The sequence below is a fragment of the Bradyrhizobium iriomotense genome (assembly GCF_018130765.1).
GTDB lineage: Bacteria > Pseudomonadota > Alphaproteobacteria > Rhizobiales > Xanthobacteraceae > Bradyrhizobium > Bradyrhizobium iriomotense_A.
Genome location: NZ_JAFCJZ010000035.1, coordinates 34,057 through 50,275, shown reverse-complemented (window position 1 = coordinate 50,275; position 16,219 = coordinate 34,057). Strand labels below are relative to the sequence as shown.

Annotated in this window: 11 protein-coding genes; all 11 read left to right on the top strand. The window is 64.7% G+C overall.

Translation table 11 applies throughout. The features are described 5' to 3' along the window. The first annotated feature begins 232 nt into the window (after positions 1 to 232). The 11 genes from JQ635_RS36865 to JQ635_RS36815 all read left to right on the top strand — a co-directional run bounded on the left by JQ635_RS36865 (position 233) and on the right by JQ635_RS36815 (position 16,219). Positions 233 to 1,675: a sigma-54 interaction domain-containing protein gene (locus JQ635_RS36865; protein ID WP_211414668.1), complete on the top strand. Its 1,443-nt coding sequence runs from the start codon at positions 233 to 235 to the stop codon at positions 1,673 to 1,675. 195 nt (positions 1,676 to 1,870) lie between these two features. Continuing rightward, positions 1,871 to 3,181, top strand: coding sequence for an MFS transporter (locus JQ635_RS36860; RefSeq protein WP_246584010.1), 1,311 nt, complete (start codon positions 1,871 to 1,873; stop codon positions 3,179 to 3,181). Between the two features lie 109 nt (positions 3,182 to 3,290). Continuing rightward, on the top strand, positions 3,291 to 5,327 hold the full coding sequence (locus tag JQ635_RS36855; protein ID WP_211414666.1) for an acyl CoA:acetate/3-ketoacid CoA transferase: 2,037 nt from the start codon (positions 3,291 to 3,293) through the stop codon (positions 5,325 to 5,327). A 106-nt stretch (positions 5,328 to 5,433) separates the two neighbouring features. Further along, positions 5,434 to 6,618 carry a substrate-binding domain-containing protein gene (locus JQ635_RS36850; RefSeq protein WP_211414665.1) on the top strand — a complete coding sequence of 395 codons (1,185 nt, stop codon included), beginning with the start codon at positions 5,434 to 5,436 and terminating at the stop codon, positions 6,616 to 6,618. Between the two features lie 196 nt (positions 6,619 to 6,814). Continuing rightward, on the top strand, positions 6,815 to 7,579 hold the full coding sequence (locus JQ635_RS36845) for an ABC transporter ATP-binding protein (protein ID WP_211414664.1): 765 nt from the start codon (positions 6,815 to 6,817) through the stop codon (positions 7,577 to 7,579). Continuing rightward, the gene (locus tag JQ635_RS36840; RefSeq protein WP_211414663.1) at positions 7,576 to 8,298 is read left to right on the top strand and encodes a branched-chain amino acid ABC transporter ATP-binding protein; all 723 of its coding nucleotides are present in this window, start codon (positions 7,576 to 7,578) and stop codon (positions 8,296 to 8,298) included. The genes JQ635_RS36845 and JQ635_RS36840 overlap by 4 nt, the downstream gene beginning before the upstream one ends. Next, on the top strand, positions 8,295 to 9,305 hold the full coding sequence (locus JQ635_RS36835; RefSeq protein ID WP_211414662.1) for a branched-chain amino acid ABC transporter permease: 1,011 nt from the start codon (positions 8,295 to 8,297) through the stop codon (positions 9,303 to 9,305). The genes JQ635_RS36840 and JQ635_RS36835 overlap by 4 nt, the downstream gene beginning before the upstream one ends. Next, positions 9,302 to 10,387, top strand: a complete 1,086-nt coding sequence (locus JQ635_RS36830; protein ID WP_211414661.1) for a branched-chain amino acid ABC transporter permease — start codon at positions 9,302 to 9,304, stop codon at positions 10,385 to 10,387. Before JQ635_RS36835 ends, JQ635_RS36830 begins: the two co-directional genes overlap by 4 nt. A gap of 175 nt (positions 10,388 to 10,562) precedes the next feature. Further along, positions 10,563 to 13,673, top strand: coding sequence for a bifunctional diguanylate cyclase/phosphodiesterase (locus tag JQ635_RS36825; RefSeq protein ID WP_211414660.1), 3,111 nt, complete (start codon positions 10,563 to 10,565; stop codon positions 13,671 to 13,673). After that, positions 13,673 to 14,734 carry a sensor domain-containing diguanylate cyclase gene (locus JQ635_RS36820; RefSeq protein WP_211414659.1) on the top strand — a complete coding sequence of 354 codons (1,062 nt, stop codon included), beginning with the start codon at positions 13,673 to 13,675 and terminating at the stop codon, positions 14,732 to 14,734. Before JQ635_RS36825 ends, JQ635_RS36820 begins: the two co-directional genes overlap by 1 nt. Positions 14,735 to 15,055: 321 nt before the next feature. Next, entirely contained in the window at positions 15,056 to 16,219 is a 1,164-nt protein-coding gene (locus JQ635_RS36815; protein WP_349631902.1) for an MBL fold metallo-hydrolase, read from the top strand.

Sequence of the window (16,219 nt, the reverse complement as noted above, 5' to 3'; positions counted from 1 at the left end):
TCCCGGGGCGCGCAAAGCGCGAACCCGGGACCCATAACCACAGGAAGAAGTGACGGCGCGAGCTGGTAACCACGAGTCTTCGCCAAACAACTCCCTGTGGTTATGGGTCCCGGATCTGCGCTTCGCTTGTCCGGGACGACAGCGGAGAATGGGATGCACGCAGCCTTCAATTCCCCCTTTGAAATTACTACGCTTTTGGTAATAAACAGGCGGGCTTCCCGCGAGGCACGCCATGTCCACCGCCGTCTCCGTCGTCAGCGATCCCGCCTATATCCGCGCACGCGCCATGGAGACGCTGTTCGAACGGCTCGAGCATCTGTGCGAGGGCGCCATCGCAATCGATCGCAGCGGACGCGTGGTGTATGTCAACGAAAAATATGTCACCGCGATTGGCCTCTCGCATGAATCCGAAGCGCTCGGCCGCCCGATCGAAGAGGTCATCCCCAACAGCCTGATGCGAAGGGTCGTGGAAACGGGGGAGCCGATCATCCTCGACATCATGGAGCTCGGCGGCCAGCAACTCGTCGTGACCCGGATGCCGATCGAGGACGAGAAAGGGAACATCATCGGCGCGATCGGCTTCGTGCTTTATGATCGCCTCGAGGGCCTGAAGCCGCTGCTCGGGCGCGTCGCCCAACTCGAGAACGACCTGCGGCTGGCGCGACGGCAATTGTCCAACGCCCGCGCCGCGCGCTTCACCTTCGCCGACTTCGTCGGTACGACGCCGGCCATCGCACAGGCCAAGGAGCTTGCAGCGCGGGCCGCGCGGCAGAGCGTCACGGTGCTGCTCACCGGCGAGACCGGAACGGGCAAGGAAATGCTGGCGCAGGCGATCCACAACGCCTCCTCCCGCGCCGACAAACCGTTCGTCAGCGTCAATGTCGCCGCGATCCCGGAAACGCTGATCGAGTCCGAATTCTTCGGCGCCGTTCCCGGCGCCTATACCGGCGCCGACCGCAAAGGGCGCGAGGGCAAATTCCGAGTCGCCGACGGCGGCACGCTGTTCCTCGACGAGATCGGCGAGATGCCGCTGCAGCTCCAGGCGAAACTCCTGCGCGTGCTGCAGGAGCGCGAGATCGAGCCGCTCGGCTCCGACAAGGTCAGCAAGGTCGACGTGCGCGTCATTGCAGCCACCAATGTCGACCTGCACAAGCGGGTCAGCGATGGAACATTCCGGGCCGATCTCTACTACCGGCTCAACGTGCTCTCGATCGTGCTGCCGCCCCTGCGCCACTGCCTGGACGACCTGCCCGACATCTGCGCCCGGCTGCTCGACGACATCAGCGCGTCCGGCGATTACGTCAAGGCCAAGATTACGCCGAGCGCGCTCGCCGCACTCGCCCGCTATGATTGGCCGGGCAACGTCCGCGAGCTCCGCAACATCCTCGAGCGCGCGCTGATCCTCAGCGATTCCGGGCGGCTGACCGGCGACGACTTCGTCCGCATTCTCCCCGTCGGCACCGAGGTCCGGCTTGCACCGCCCGAGCGCCCTGCCGGAACGGTGGTGCCCTATGCCGAGGCCGAGGCCGAGTTCGAGAAGCACACGCTCGAGCAGGCGCTCGCCGCCAGCAACGGCCAGATCTCGGAGGCTGCCAAGATGCTGCGGATCTCGCGCGCGACCTTCTACAAGAAGCTCGCCAAGTTCGGCCTCGCCACGGGACCAGCCTCCGTCTGAGTTTCGAGACTCAGAGTGTCCGGAGTCTCGGATTCCTGACACGCGACCTGGCCGCTTTGTCCCGACGCTTTTGCTGAATCTGCTGGGTTTTCAGCCAATTTGCGCAAACCTGCGGCATCTGGCGCGGAGCTTGCTCTTCGCTTTGCACAATGACGCATGCTGCACATGCGCATTCGCAACCAGGGAGGACGCAAGATGAGTGAAGCGATCTCGGTCCATCAGCTTCAGACGAGACAGCCATCGCACGTCACGGTCGCCACCGCGAGCCTGATCGGCACGGCGATCGAGTGGTACGACTTCTTCCTCTACGGCACGGCCGCAGCACTGATCTTCAACAAGCTGTTCTTTCCGACCTTCGACCCGATGATGGGCACGCTGCTGGCGTTCGCCACCTACGCGCTCGGCTTCATCGCACGCCCGCTCGGCGGCGTCGTGTTCGGGCATTACGGCGACAAGATCGGCCGCAAGACCATGCTCTATCTGACGCTGCTGATCATGGGCGCGGCGACGGCGGCGATCGGCTTCCTGCCGACCTATGAGACCGCCGGCATCTGGGCCGCGATCCTGCTCGTCGCCTGCCGCCTGATCCAGGGCTTTGGCCTTGGCGGCGAATGGGGCGGCGCGGTGCTGATGGCGGTCGAGCATGCGCCCGCGGACAAGAAGGGCTTTTACGGCAGCTGGCCGCAGCTCGGGGCGCCGCTCGGCCTCGTGCTCGGCACGCTGGTCTTCTCGGTGGTCTCCGCGCTGCTGACCGACGCGCAGCTCTATGCCTGGGGCTGGCGCATCCCGTTCCTGTTCTCGATCGCGCTGGTGCTGGTCGGCCTGTGGATCCGCTTCACCATCGCGGAATCGCCGGAGTTCCAGAAGGTCAAGGACACCAAGCAGGAAGTGAAGATGCCGATCCTCGAGGCGATCAGGATGTATCCGAAGAACATCCTGCTCGCGATGGGCGCGCGCTTCGCCGAGAACGGCTTCTTCTACATCTACGCGACCTTCGTGCTCGCTTATGCCACGCAATCGCTCGGCATGAACAAGCAGGACATGCTCAACGGCGTCTTGATCGGCGCGGCGATCGAGACCTTCACCATCCCCGCCTTCGGCGCGCTCTCCGACCGGCTCGGGCGGCGGCCGATCTACATCTTCGGCGCGGTGTTCTCGGCGCTGATGTCGTTCCCGCTGTTCATGCTGCTGTCGACCAAGAACCCGCAATACGCCTGGATCGCGATCGTGCTCGGCCTCGCCGTCGGCCATGCCGCGATGTACGGGCCGCAGGCGAGCTTCCTGTCGGAGCTGTTCGGCACCAAGGTGCGCTATAGCGGCGTCTCGCTCGGCTACAACCTCGCCTCGATCTTCGCCGGCGCGCTGTCACCTCTGATCGCGACGGGATTGATGACGGCTTATGCCCCGGCGACCTGGCCGATCTCGCTCTACATGATCGCGCTGGCGATCATCACCGTCGTCTCGGTCTATTTCGCCACCGAGACACGCAAGATAGTGCAGTCCTGATGCCCTGATGCTGCCTCTTGTCGCGAGGAGCAACCTGTTCCAGGGCCGCTCCTCGCGATAAGATCAACGCATAACAACGGCATGCGGTCCAGGGATCGGGAGGAACGCCGTGAGCCAGCACCCAGCACTGCCTTACTTACGCAATTCCGAGAAAGGCAAGGTCGTTTCGGCGACTGAGGCCGTGATGCTGATCCGCGACGGCGATACCGTCGCCACCGGCGGCTTCGTCGGCATCGGCTTCGCCGAAGAGATCGCGATCGCGCTGGAGGAGCTCTATCTCTCCCACGAGGGCGATGCGCCCTACACGCAGGGCAAGCCGCACAATCTGACGCTGGTCTATGCGGCCGGCCAGGGCGACGGCAAGCATCGCGGCCTCAATCATTTCGCGCATGAGGGCCTGGTCCGGCGCGTGATCGGCGGGCACTGGGGCCTTGCGCCCAAGCTGCAGCAGCTCGCGATCGCCAACCAGATCGAGGCCTATAATTTGCCGCAGGGCGTGATCACGCATCTGTTCCGCGACATCGCGGCACGCCGGCCCGGTCACATCACCCGCGTCGGCATGGGCACCTTCGTCGATCCCCGGCATGGCGGCGGCAAGCTGAATGCACGCACCACCGAGGACATGGTGGAGCTGATCACGCTGCGTGGCGAGGAGTGCCTGCTCTACAAGACGTTCCCGATCGATGTCGGGATCATCCGCGCCACGACCGGCGATCCCGACGGCAACCTCACCATGGAGAAGGAGGCGCTGACGCTGGAGGCGCTCGCCATCGCCATGGCGGCGCATAATTCCGGCGGCATCGTCATCGCCCAGGTCGAGCGCGTCGCCGAAAGCGGCAGTCTCAATCCGCGCCAGGTCAAGATCCCCGGCATCCTCGTCGACTGCGTCGTCGTGGCGAAGCCGGAGAACCATTGGCAGACCTTCGGCACGCAATACAATCCGGCGTTCTCGAGCGAGATCCGCGTCCGTGCCGCCTCCCTGCCGGTGATGCCGGTCAGCGAGCGCAAGATCATCGCCCGGCGCGCCGCCCTGGAGCTCAAGGCCAACAGCGTCGTCAATCTCGGCATCGGCATGCCTGAGGGCATCGCCTCGGTCGCCAATGAAGAGCGGATCATCGACCTCATCACGCTGACGGCGGAGCCGGGCGTGATCGGCGGCATCCCGGCAAGCGGGATCGATTTCGGCGCGGCGATCAACACCCAGGCGGTGATCGACCAGCCGTATCAGTTCGACTTCTACGACGGCGGCGGTCTCGATGCCGCCTTCCTCGGCCTCGCCCAGGTCGACCGTGTGGGCAACCTTAATGTCAGCAAGTTCGGGCCGAAGCTTGCGGGCGCGGGCGGCTTCATCAACATCAGCCAGAATGCCAAGGAGGTCGTCTTCGTCGGCACATTCGGCGCGGGCAAGCAGCGCATCGCGGTGAATGACGGCAAGCTCGTCATCCTCGACGAAGCCAAATCACGCAAGTTCGTCGACAAGGTCGAGCACGTCACCTTCAGCGGCCCGTTCGCTGCCGCGCGCAAGCAACGCACGCTCTATATCACCGAACGCTGCGTGCTCGAGCTCAGACCGGATGGGCTCGAGCTCACCGAAGTCGCGCCCGGCATCGACATCGAGCGCGACATCCTGCGCCTGATGGATTTCAAGCCGCTGATCCCGCGCGACCCCGCCCTGATGGACGCCCGCATCTTCCGCGACGGCCCCATGGAGCTGCGCGAGCGCCTGCTCACCATCCCGCTCGACCAGCGCTTCACGCTGGACGAGCAGCAGAACCTGTTCTTCGTCAATCTGGAGCGCTATCCGCTGCGCAGCAAGGCAGAGATCGACGCCATCGCTGATATCGTCGAGGCAAAGCTCGCTCCGCTCGGCCGCCGGGTCTACACCATCGTCAACTATGACAATTTTTCCATCCTGCCGGAGCTGATGGACGATTATTCAGCCATGGTGCGCAGCCTGGTCGACCGCTTCTATTCCGGCGTGTCGCGCTACACCACGTCGGGCTTCCTGCGCATCAAGCTCGGCGAAGCCCTGGAGAAGCGCGGCGTCGCGCCGCACATCTTCGAAAGTGCGGAGGAAGCGCAGTCGGATCGACGTCAGGCCGAGGGGGCCGAAATATCGCGAACCATGCGGCAAGCCCAAAAATGATGCATGCTCGAAAGGCCGACACGCTCGGCCGGAAGGTTCAATTGCAATGTTCGTAGTGTTGTGCAAATCGCTGTTACCTAGAAACTTTGAATCAGGAGGGACCATCGTGCGTCGATCATTCATCATAACAACAACCATCCTTGCCCTCGCCGCGAGTACCTCCGCACGGGCCGACGATCTCAAGGTCGCTCTGATCTACGGCAAGACCGGTCCGCTGGAAGCCTATGCCAAGCAGACCGAGACCGGCCTGCAGATGGGTTTTGAATACGCCACCAAGGGCACCATGACGCTCGACGGCCGCAAGATCGTCGTCATCACCAAGGACGACCAGGGCAAGCCGGACCTTTCGAAGGCCGCGCTCGCGGAAGCCTATCAGGACGACAAGGCCGACATCGCCATCGGCACGACCTCGTCGGCCGCGGCGCTGGCGATTCTCCCGGTCGCTGAAGAGAACAAGAAGATCCTGATCGTCGAGCCCGCGGTCGCGGACCAGATTACCGGCGAGAAGTGGAATCGCTACATCTTCCGCACCGCGCGCAACTCCTCGCAGGACGCGATCTCCAACGCGGTCGCGATCGGCAAGCAGGGCGTCACCGTCGCAACGCTGGCGCAGGACTACGCCTTCGGCCGCGATGGCGTCGCCGCCTTCAAGGAGGCGCTCGCCAAGACCGGCGCGACGCTGGCAGCGGAAGAATATGCCCCGACCTCGACCACCGACTTCACCGCGGTCGGCCAGCGCCTGTTCGATGCGCTGAAGGACAAGCCGGGCCGCAAGATCATCTGGGTGATCTGGGCCGGCGCCGGCAATCCGCTGGCAAAGCTCCAGGACATGGACCCGAAGCGCTACGGCATCGAGCTCTCCACCGGCGGCAACATCCTGCCGGCGCTCGCCGCCTATAAGGGCCTGCCCGGCATGGAAGGCGCGACCTATTACTACTATGAGATCCCGAAGAATCCGGTGAACGACTGGCTGGTCGCCGAGCACCAGAAGCGCTTCAAGGCCCCGCCGGACTTCTTCACCGCGGGCGGCTTCGCAGCCGCTATGTCCGTTGTCGCCGCCGTCACCAAGGCGAAGTCGACCGACACCGAGAAGCTGATCACGGCGATGGAAGGCCTGGAGTTCGACACGCCGAAAGGCAAGATGGTGTTCCGCAAGGAGGACCATCAGGCGCTGCAGAGCATGTATCACTTCAAGGTCAAGGTCGATCCGAACGTCGCCTGGGCCGTGCTCGAGCCGGTGCGCGAGCTGAAGATCGAGGACATGGACGTTCCGGTTAAGAACAAGCGGTAGGCGTCTTACTTCACCTCTCCCGCTCTTGTCCGCCGAAGCCTTGGCGAAGGCGGATGCGGGAGAGGCCGGGAGGGGGCTCTCATCTCTTGAGGCTCTCGCCTGCGGAAACACCCTCTCCCCTGCCCTCCCCCGCAAGCGGGGGAGGGTGCGCACCGCGACCGCGGATAAATCCAGTTTCATCATTTCCAGACGTTCAATGACGCTCACCCTCGAAACCCGCGATCTCACCATCCGCTTCGGCGGCCATGTCGCAGTCAACAACGTCACCTGCAGCTTTCGCCCGGGCGAGCTCACCGCCATCGTCGGGCCGAACGGCGCCGGCAAGACCACTTATTTCAATTTGATCTCGGGCCAGCTGCGCGCATCGAGCGGCAGCATCTTGTTTGACGGCACCGACATCACCCAGCATTCCGCGCCGATGCGGACCCGCGCGGGCCTTGGTCGCGCGTTCCAGCTCACCAATCTGTTTCCCAATCTCACCGTGGAAGAGAACGTCCGGCTCGCGGTGCAGGCGGCGAACGGCACCCATTACGACATGCTACGGCCCTGGATGGTGCGCCGCGACCTGATCGCGCGCGCCGACGCCATCCTCGACCAGGTCGCGCTCGGCAGCCGCCGCGGCGTCGCCGCGACCGCGCTGTCGCATGGCGACCAGCGCAAGCTCGAGGTCGCGCTGATGATCGCGCTGGAGCCGAAAGTGTTCATGTTCGACGAGCCGACCGCCGGCATGAGCATCGACGAGGTGCCTGTTGTCCTCAACCTGATCGCGCAGCTCAAGCAGGACAGGAGCAAGATCATCCTGCTGGTCGAGCACAAGATGGACGTGGTGCGTTCGCTCGCCGATCGCATCATCGTGCTGCATAACGGGCAACTTGTTGCAGATGGCCCGCCGGCCGAGGTGATCGCCTCGCCGATCGTGCAGGAAGCCTATCTGGGCGTCGCACCGAAGAGCGCCGCATGACCGATCTCCTCAAACTCTCCGGCGTGCACACCCATATTGGGCGCTATCACATCCTCCAGGGCATTGATCTCGCCGTCCCGCAAGGACAGGTCACGATGCTGCTCGGCCGCAACGGCGCCGGCAAGACCACGACACTGCGTACCATCATGGGCCTGTGGCAGGCCTCCAGCGGCGAGATCAGCCTCGCCGGGATGCGCATCGAGAGCCGCGCCACGCCCGACATCGCCAGGCTCGGCGTCGGCTACGTGCCGGAGAGCATGGCGGTGTTCTCCGACCTCACGGTGAAGGAGAATCTGGTGCTCGCGGCTCGCGACGGACCGCTCGACGACGCCCAGCTCGACTGGATTTTCGGCTTCTTCCCGGCGCTGCGCCGGTTCTGGCTGTCGCGGGCGGGAAGCCTCTCGGGCGGGCAGAAGCAGATGCTGTCGATCGCGCGCGCGATCATCGAGCCGCGCAAGCTGCTTTTGATCGACGAGCCGACCAAGGGTCTGGCGCCCGCCATCGTGATGGCGCTGATCGAGTGCCTGAAGGAGATCAAGCGCAAGGGCGCAACGATCCTTCTGGTCGAGCAGAATTTCTTTGCCGCGCGCGAGCTCGGTGACAGCGTGCTGGTGATGGACAACGGCACCATCGTCCATCGCGGCGAGATGGCGGCGCTCGCCGCCGACGTGCCGCTGCAAGAGCGGCTGCTCGGCCTGAGCCTGGAGGCGCATCAGTGACTGACCTTGCTGCAACCGATCCCCTGCCGAAACCGAAGCGCGACCTCGCGCCGGTCCTGCTGCCGATTGCGCTCGCCCTTCTGATGATCCCGCTGATCGGATCGACCAGCTCCTGGCTGACGCTGACCGCCGCGAGCCTTGCCATGGGCATGATGATCTTCATCATGGCCTCGGGCCTCACGTTGGTGTTCGGCCTGATGGACGTGCTCAATTTCGGCCACGGCGCCTTCATTGCCGTCGGGGCCTATGTCGCAACGCTGGTGCTTGCGCCGTTCGCGGCGTCCATCCAGGCCGATTCGCTCTGGATGAACCTTGCGGTGCTGGCCCCGGCCGCACTGCTGTCGATGGCGGTGTCCGGTGCGCTCGGCCTGGTCGTCGAGCGCGTGCTGATCCTGCCGGTCTACGGCCAGCATCTGAAGCAGATCCTGATGACGACCGGCGGTCTGATCGTCGCCGAGCAGACGCTCTATGCGCTGTGGGGACCGCAGATCATCCCGATGCCGCTGCCGGCCTCGCTGCGCGGCTCCTTCATTCTCGGCGATGTCGCGATCGCCAAATACCGCGTGCTGGCGATGCTGATCGGGCTCGCCGTTTTCATTGCGATCCAGCTCGTGCTCAACCGCACCAAGCTCGGCCTCCTGATCCGCGCCGGCGTCGAGAACCGCGAGATGGTCGAGGCGCTCGGCTATCGCATCCGGCGCCTGTTCCTCGGCGTGTTCATGACGGGATCAGCGCTGGCCGGCCTCGGTGGCGTGATGTGGGCGCTCTATCGCGAGCAGGTCCACGCGTCCATGAGCGACGACCTCACCGTCCTGATCTTCATCGTCGTCATCATCGGCGGACTCGGGTCGATCGGGGGCTGCTTCATCGGCGCGATCCTGGTGGCCATGGTCGCCAATTACGGCGGCTTCCTGGTGCCGAAACTCGCCCTCGTCTCCAACATCCTGCTGATGGTCGCCATTCTCATGTGGCGGCCGCGCGGCCTCTATGCGGTGACCAGCCGATGATGATCCTTTCCGGCGATCCGCCGCGCAGCCGCGTCCTCACGCTCCTCCTCGTCGTCATCATCCTGGCGCTGGCGGCGACGCCATTCCTGTTTCCGGGCGCCAAGGCGCTGAACGTCGCGGCCAAGATCTGCGTCTTCGCCGCGCTGGTCGCCTCCTACGACCTCTTGCTCGGCTATACCGGCTCGGTGTCGTTCGCCCACACCATGTTCTATGGCATCGGCAGCTATGCCATCGCGATCGCGCTGTACGGCATGGGCCCGAACTGGGCGGCGGTCGCAACCGGCATCGTCACCGGCCTGCCGCTGGCGGCCTTGCTCGCGCTCGCCATCGGCCTGTTCTCGCTGCGGGTGGCCGCGATCTTCTTTGCCATGATCACGCTCGCGGTCGCCTCTGCCTTCCAGGTGCTGGCCTCGCAGCTGTCCTGGCTGACCGGCGGCGAAGACGGCCGCAGCTTCCAGCTGCCGGAGCTGCTGCGCCCCGGCACGGTGCTGATCTCGAAAAACCTGTTCGGCTTCGAGATCAACGGTCGCATCCTGACCTTCTATCTGGTGTTCGCGATCTCGGCGCTGATGATCCTCGCTCTGTTGCGCGTCGTGAACTCGCCGTTCGGCCGCGTGCTGCAGGCGATCCGCGAGAACCGCTTTCGCGCCGAGGCGCTCGGCTTCCGCACCGTCTTCCATTTGACCTACGCCAACTGCCTCGCCGCCCTCGTCGCCGCCAGCGCCGGCATCTTGAACGCGCTGTGGCTGCGCTATGCAGGCCCCGACACCTCGCTCAGCTTCTCCATCATGCTGGACATCCTGCTGATGGTGGTGATCGGCGGCATGGGCACGATCTACGGCGCGATCATCGGCGCCACCATCTTCATCCTCGCGCAGAACTATCTGCAGTCGCTGATGGGCGTTGCCTCGAAGGCGGCCTCGGAAGCCGGCCTGCCGCTGCTGCCGGGACTCCTGCATCCCGACCGCTGGCTGCTGTGGCTCGGGCTGCTCTTCATCGCCAGCGTCTACTTCTTTCCGACCGGCGTGGTCGGACGGCTGCGCCATGGCGGCGGCAAGAAGACCGTGGGCCCCTCGCATTAAGCATCGATTAATGATGCAGCGCAGCGGTTGCTGCGGACGCAGCGCAACCGTGACGTGCTTCGCGTCCGGCGGCATACGGGCGCGCCGGCGCAACCTGATTTAATCCTTAGGTAACTGGTTTTCCTAAGCTTTGCGCCATTTGTGAGGTGTATTCCTGTCCTTCCAGGGAGGGGGAATGCGCCAGGTCTTTTCCACGATGGCAGCCGGAATGTCCCTAGCCGCGAAAAACGGCTGGGCGGCCTTAGCGCGTCGTGGCCCGGTCCTGTGGTTGACCCTGTGCGGTGTGCTGCTGGTCGCGGGCATCTTCGCCGTGACCGCCATGGCCGTCGGCGAATTCCGCGAGCGGACCCTGCTCAACCGCGAACGCGAGCTGGAAAACACGGTACAGCTGATCGCGCGCCACTTCGACCAGCAGTTTGAAGACTCCGATGTCGTTGCCGCCGACCTGATCGGGCAGATGAACCTGCCGGAGATCAGCTCGCCCGCGGTGTTCCGCGAGCGCATGTCGGGCCCTGCGGCGAACCAGATGCTGCGCAGCAAGGTCAGCTCAGTGTCCTATCTCGGCGACATCGCGATCTACGATGCCGACGGAGAACTCATCAACTGGTCGCGAATCCAGCCGCTGCCCAAGATCAATATTTCCTCGCGCGCCTATTTCCAGACGCTCAAATCCGATCCGATGGCCGAACCGGTCATCCTGGAATCGGTCCGCAGCTTCATCATCGGCAAATGGACCACGGTCGTTGCACGACGGCTGCGCGGCGCCGACGGCACCTTCTTCGGCGCGATGGTCCGCCGGATCGATCCGGACAGCTACCGGAACTATTTCGCATCCGTGGCGCTTGCCGAGGGCACGGCGATCGCGCTGTTCGACCGCGAAGGCAAGATGCTGGCACGCTACCCCCATGTCGAGGAACTGATCGGCAGGAGCTTCAAGGATGCCCCGCTGATGCGGAAGGTGCTGACCAGGGGCGGTCAGCACACGCTTCGCGTCAGGAGCCCGATCGACCACGAGGAGCGGCTCGGATCGGCGGCGTCGCTGAAGCATTTCCCGCTGGTCATCGTCGCCACCAACACCATGGCTGGAGCGCTTGCGGACTGGCGGCAGCAGACCGGCTTCATGGTCACCACGGCCGCGCTTTCCGCCGCCGTGATCGCGATGATCCTCTATCTGATCATTCGCCAGATCAACCGGCAGAACCGCGAGGCCCAAGAGCGGATCGAGGCGGAGCGGCTGCGGCTCGACACCGCCCTCAACAACATGTCGCAGGGGCTGATCCTATATGACGCGAGCGGCTACATCGCCACCTGCAACCGCCGCTATGCCGACATGTTCGGCCTCTCCCACGACGTCATCAAGCCCGGCTGTCACATCCGCGAGGCGATGTCTCATCGCAAGGAGCGTGGCGCGTTCGGCGGCGATGTCGAGGCGTTTTGCGCCGAAGTGATGCGGGTGGTCGCCGAAGGTACGGTCTCCACCAGGATCCACGAGTTGCCCAACGGCCGCGCCTTCCAGGTCATCAACACGCCGCTCGCGCAGGGAGGCTGGGTCGCCACGATCGAGGAGATCACCGAGCGGCGCAATCTGGAGCAGGAGCGCGACCGCAACTACATGTTCCTGCGCGAGATCATCGATCACATCCCCTCCCAGATCACGGTGAAGGACGCCGGAACGCGGCAATATCTGCTGGTCAACCGGACCGCCGAGGAGCAGTTCGGCCAGTCCAGTGAAGAGATTGTCGGCAAGGCCCCCTTCGACCTGTACCCGGCTGAGGCGGCCAGACTCGTCACCGAGGACGACAGCAGGGCGCTGCAGTCCGCCGAGGGATTGTTCAAGGACGAGCACGCCTGGCAAAGCCAGACCAAGGGACCGCGCTACATCACCTCGACCCGGATCGGCATTCGCGACAAGTCCGGCGAGCCGCGCTACCTCATCAGTGTCGTCGAGGACGTCACCGAGCGGCGGCGTGCCCACGAGAAGATCGCGCATATGGCGCATTACGATGCGCTGACCGATTTGCCGAACCGCACGCTGTTCCGCGAGCAGATCGAGCGCGAGCTGGAAAAGGCCGCGGATGGCTGCCAGTTCGCCCTGCTCTATATCGACGTCGACGAGTTCAAGGGCATCAACGATTCGCTCGGCCATCACGTCGGCGACGAGCTGCTGAAGGCGATCGCGACCCGCCTGCGCGGCTGCCTCAAGAAGGGTGACCTGATCGCGCGGCTTGGCGGCGACGAATTCGCGGTGATCCAGACTGGTATCCAGTCCTCCGCCGATGTGCTGTCCTTCGTGACGCGGATCTACGAGGCGATCCGGCAGCCCTATCACTGCCTCGGCCACCAGCTCTCAACCGACGCCAGCATTGGCATCGCGCTGGCGCCGCAGGACGGGGCCGATCTCGACCAGCTCATCAAGAACGCCGACCTCGCGATGTACGGCGCCAAGGCCGAGGGACGCCGCACACACCGCTTCTTCGAGCCGGAGATGGATGCGAGCGCCAAGGCGCGCCTGACCATGGAGCAGGATCTGCGCCAGGCCCTGGTGAACGGCGGCTTCGAGATCCACTATCAGCCGCTGGTCGATCTGCGCTCGGGCGCGGTCTCCGGCTGCGAGGCGCTGCTGCGCTGGCGCCATCCCGAGCGCGGCATGGTCTCGCCGGCGGAGTTCATTCCGGTCGCCGAGGATACCGGCCTGATCAACGAGCTCGGCGACTGGGTGCTGCGCATGGCCTGCAACGAAGCCGCGACGTGGCCGGCGCATATACGGGTTGCGGTCAACGTCTCGCCGGTGCAGCTCAAATGCGACACGCTGGCGCTCAGGATCGCCAGCGCGCTCGCGGCCTCCGGGCTCGCTCCCTCCCGGCTCGAGCTCGAGATCACCGAGGCCGTGCTGATCCGCGACGACGAGGCGGCGCTGTCGATCCTGCATCAGCTCCGTTCGATCGGCGTGCGCATCGCGCTCGACGATTTCGGCACCGGCTACTCCTCGCTGAGCTACCTCAAGCGCTTCCCGTTCGACAAGATCAAGATCGACCGCTGCTTCGTCGCCGACATCGCGGAGACCAGCGGCGCGCCCGTCATCGTGCAGGCGGTGGTGAACATCGCCGCCGCCAGCAACATGACCACGGTCGCCGAGGGCGTCGAGACCGAGGCCCAGCGCGAGATGCTGCGTAACCTCGGCTGCACCGAGATGCAGGGCTATCTGTTCAGCGCGCCGAAGCCGGCCACTGACGTGCGAAAACTGTTCGGCCCCGGCGATGCCGCACCGGTGGCGGCGGTGGCCTGATGACGAAGCCAAACAAGACTCCGGCAAAGTCCGTCGACGCTGCGGATTCCTATGCCGCGCGGCTGATGCAGCACCTGGTGGTGCCGACCTTCGTGATCGACCCGAAGCGCCGCGTCGTGATCTGGAACAGGGCCTGCGAGCGGCTGACCGGCGTCGCCGCCTCCGAGGTGATCGGCACCAGCAAGCACTGGCAAGCCTTCTATGAAACCAGGCGCCCCTGCCTTGCCGACCTGGTCGCGCTCGACCGTCCCGAGCAACTGCCGGAGTTCTATTCGGAATATGCGGCGCGCGGCCATAACGGGCTCGGCTTTTCCGCCGAGAACTGGTGCGTGATGCCGAAGCTCGGCAGCCAGCTCTATCTCGCGATCGACGCCGGCCCCATCCACGACGAGGCCGGCCGGCTGATCGCCGTGGTGGAGACGCTGCGCGACCTCACCGACCAGAAGCGCGCCGAGATGGCGCTGAAGGAGCTCGCCACCAAGGACGGGCTCACTGGCCTGTCGAACCGCCGCTCGTTCGACCAGATGCTGATGAGCGAATGGGCCCGCGCCGAGCGCACGCAGAAGCCGATGGCGCTGCTGTTCGTCGACGTCGATCATTTCAAGCTGTTCAACGACCACCACGGCCACCAGACCGGCGACGAATGCCTGCGCGCGGTCGCGACCGTGGTGAGCCGCCATGCCGTGCGCCCGCTCGACCTCGCCAGCCGCTATGGCGGCGAGGAGTTCGCGCTGATCCTGCCGGACATGGATTGCGACAGCGCCTGCGCCATCGCCGAGGAGATCCGCATCGCCGTGATGGCCTTAGCGATCGCCCATGGCGCCAATGGGGCCGGCGACCACGTCACCCTCAGCGTCGGTGTCGCCAGCCGCATACCCGGCGCGGCCGACGGCGGCCCCAACCGTCTGCTGGGCGAGGCCGACGAGGCGCTCTATGTCGCCAAGCGGCTCGGCCGCAACCGCGTCATCTGCGCCGAAAGGGTGCTGGCCGAGTTCGTGCGGGAAGGTCGCGGCGCGCACCGGCTTCCAGCCGTCGCAAATCGCCGCTCCAGCCGAGGTTGATGTTCATCGAAGGTTCTATTGCGTTCGGGCTCGCGGGCGGAGGATGTTGCGCCAGTACAACACGCATATTTTCTTCTCGAGAAGCCGCAATTTCTCGGACGCTCATTTGAATATAGATAAGTCGTTGCCTGGAGCCGTATTCGCTTTGATGTTTCCCTGCCCATCCCGCAGTGCCCTCCCCTGTCCGGCCGAACCCGGCCCTGCCACCAAGATCAACCGCTGATGTCCGAGGAAGCCGGTTCGTTTCGCGGACGTGTCCACCGCGGAACACAGCAAATTGGTGGCACCTGCATCGAGCTCGAGGCCGCGGGCGAGCGAATCCTGCTCGACCTTGGACTTCCGCTCGATGCCGTCGGCCCCTCGGATGACCTGCTCCCGCCCGTGGCCGGGCTTCGCGTCGAGGATCCAGCCCTGCGTGCGATCGTCCTGTCGCACGGACACGGCGATCATTGGGGTTTGCTACCCCTGTGCAGACCCGATGTCCCTCTCGCCATGGGCGCCGCGACCGCGCGCATCATGCGTGCGGCAGCTCCTTTCGTGCCCAATGCCTTCGTGCCGGATGTTTCGTTCGAGCTGGCCGATCGCAAGACCTTCCAGATCGGCCCGTTCAGCATCACACCTTATCTTGTCGATCATTCGGCCTATGATGCCTATGCGCTGCTGATCCATGCCGCCGGCCGGCGTCTGTTCTATAGCGGCGATATCCGTGCGCATGGTCGCAAGGGCGGCCTGTTCGAGCGATTGGTAAGCAATCCGCCCCGCGGCGTCGATACGATGCTGATGGAGGGGTCTAGCCTCGGCCGTCTCGACGAAGACACGCAATTTCCGACGGAAGACGACATCGAGGCGAGGCTGACCGAGAGCCTCGGGCCGCCGGGCTTCGTGGTCCTCTCCGCCTCCGCGCAGAACATCGATCGCATCGTCAGCATCTATCGCGCCTGCAAACGCAGCGGCCGAACGCTGCTGCTGGATCTCTACGCGATGGAGATATTGCGGGCCACCGGCAACGAGCGCCTGCCGAACGTCGGCTGGCCCAATCTGTCGGTCTATGTGCCGGAATATCAGCGGCAACAGATCGCACGGAACAAGCGCTTCGATCTCCTGGAGCCGTACAGATCCGCGCGCATCTACCGCGATCGCATCACCGAGATCGCCGACCGCACGGTGATGTTGTTTCGTCCGGCAATGGCCCGCGACGTGGAGACCGCAAATCTCTGGGCCGGCACCAGGGCGATCTGGTCGCAATGGGACGGATACCTGAAGGATGGCCCTGGCGCCAGGCTGAAGGCGGATCTCGCTGCACGCGGCGTTCCCGTTGAAGTCATCCATACCTCGGGCCACGCCAGCATCCTGGATCTCAAGCGGCTCTCGAACGCAATACAACCGGACAGACTGGTGCCCGTCCACACGTTCGAAGGCGACAGTTTCTCCAGATATTTTGACAACGTCACGCGACGCAGCGATGGCGAATGGTGGGAGGTATGA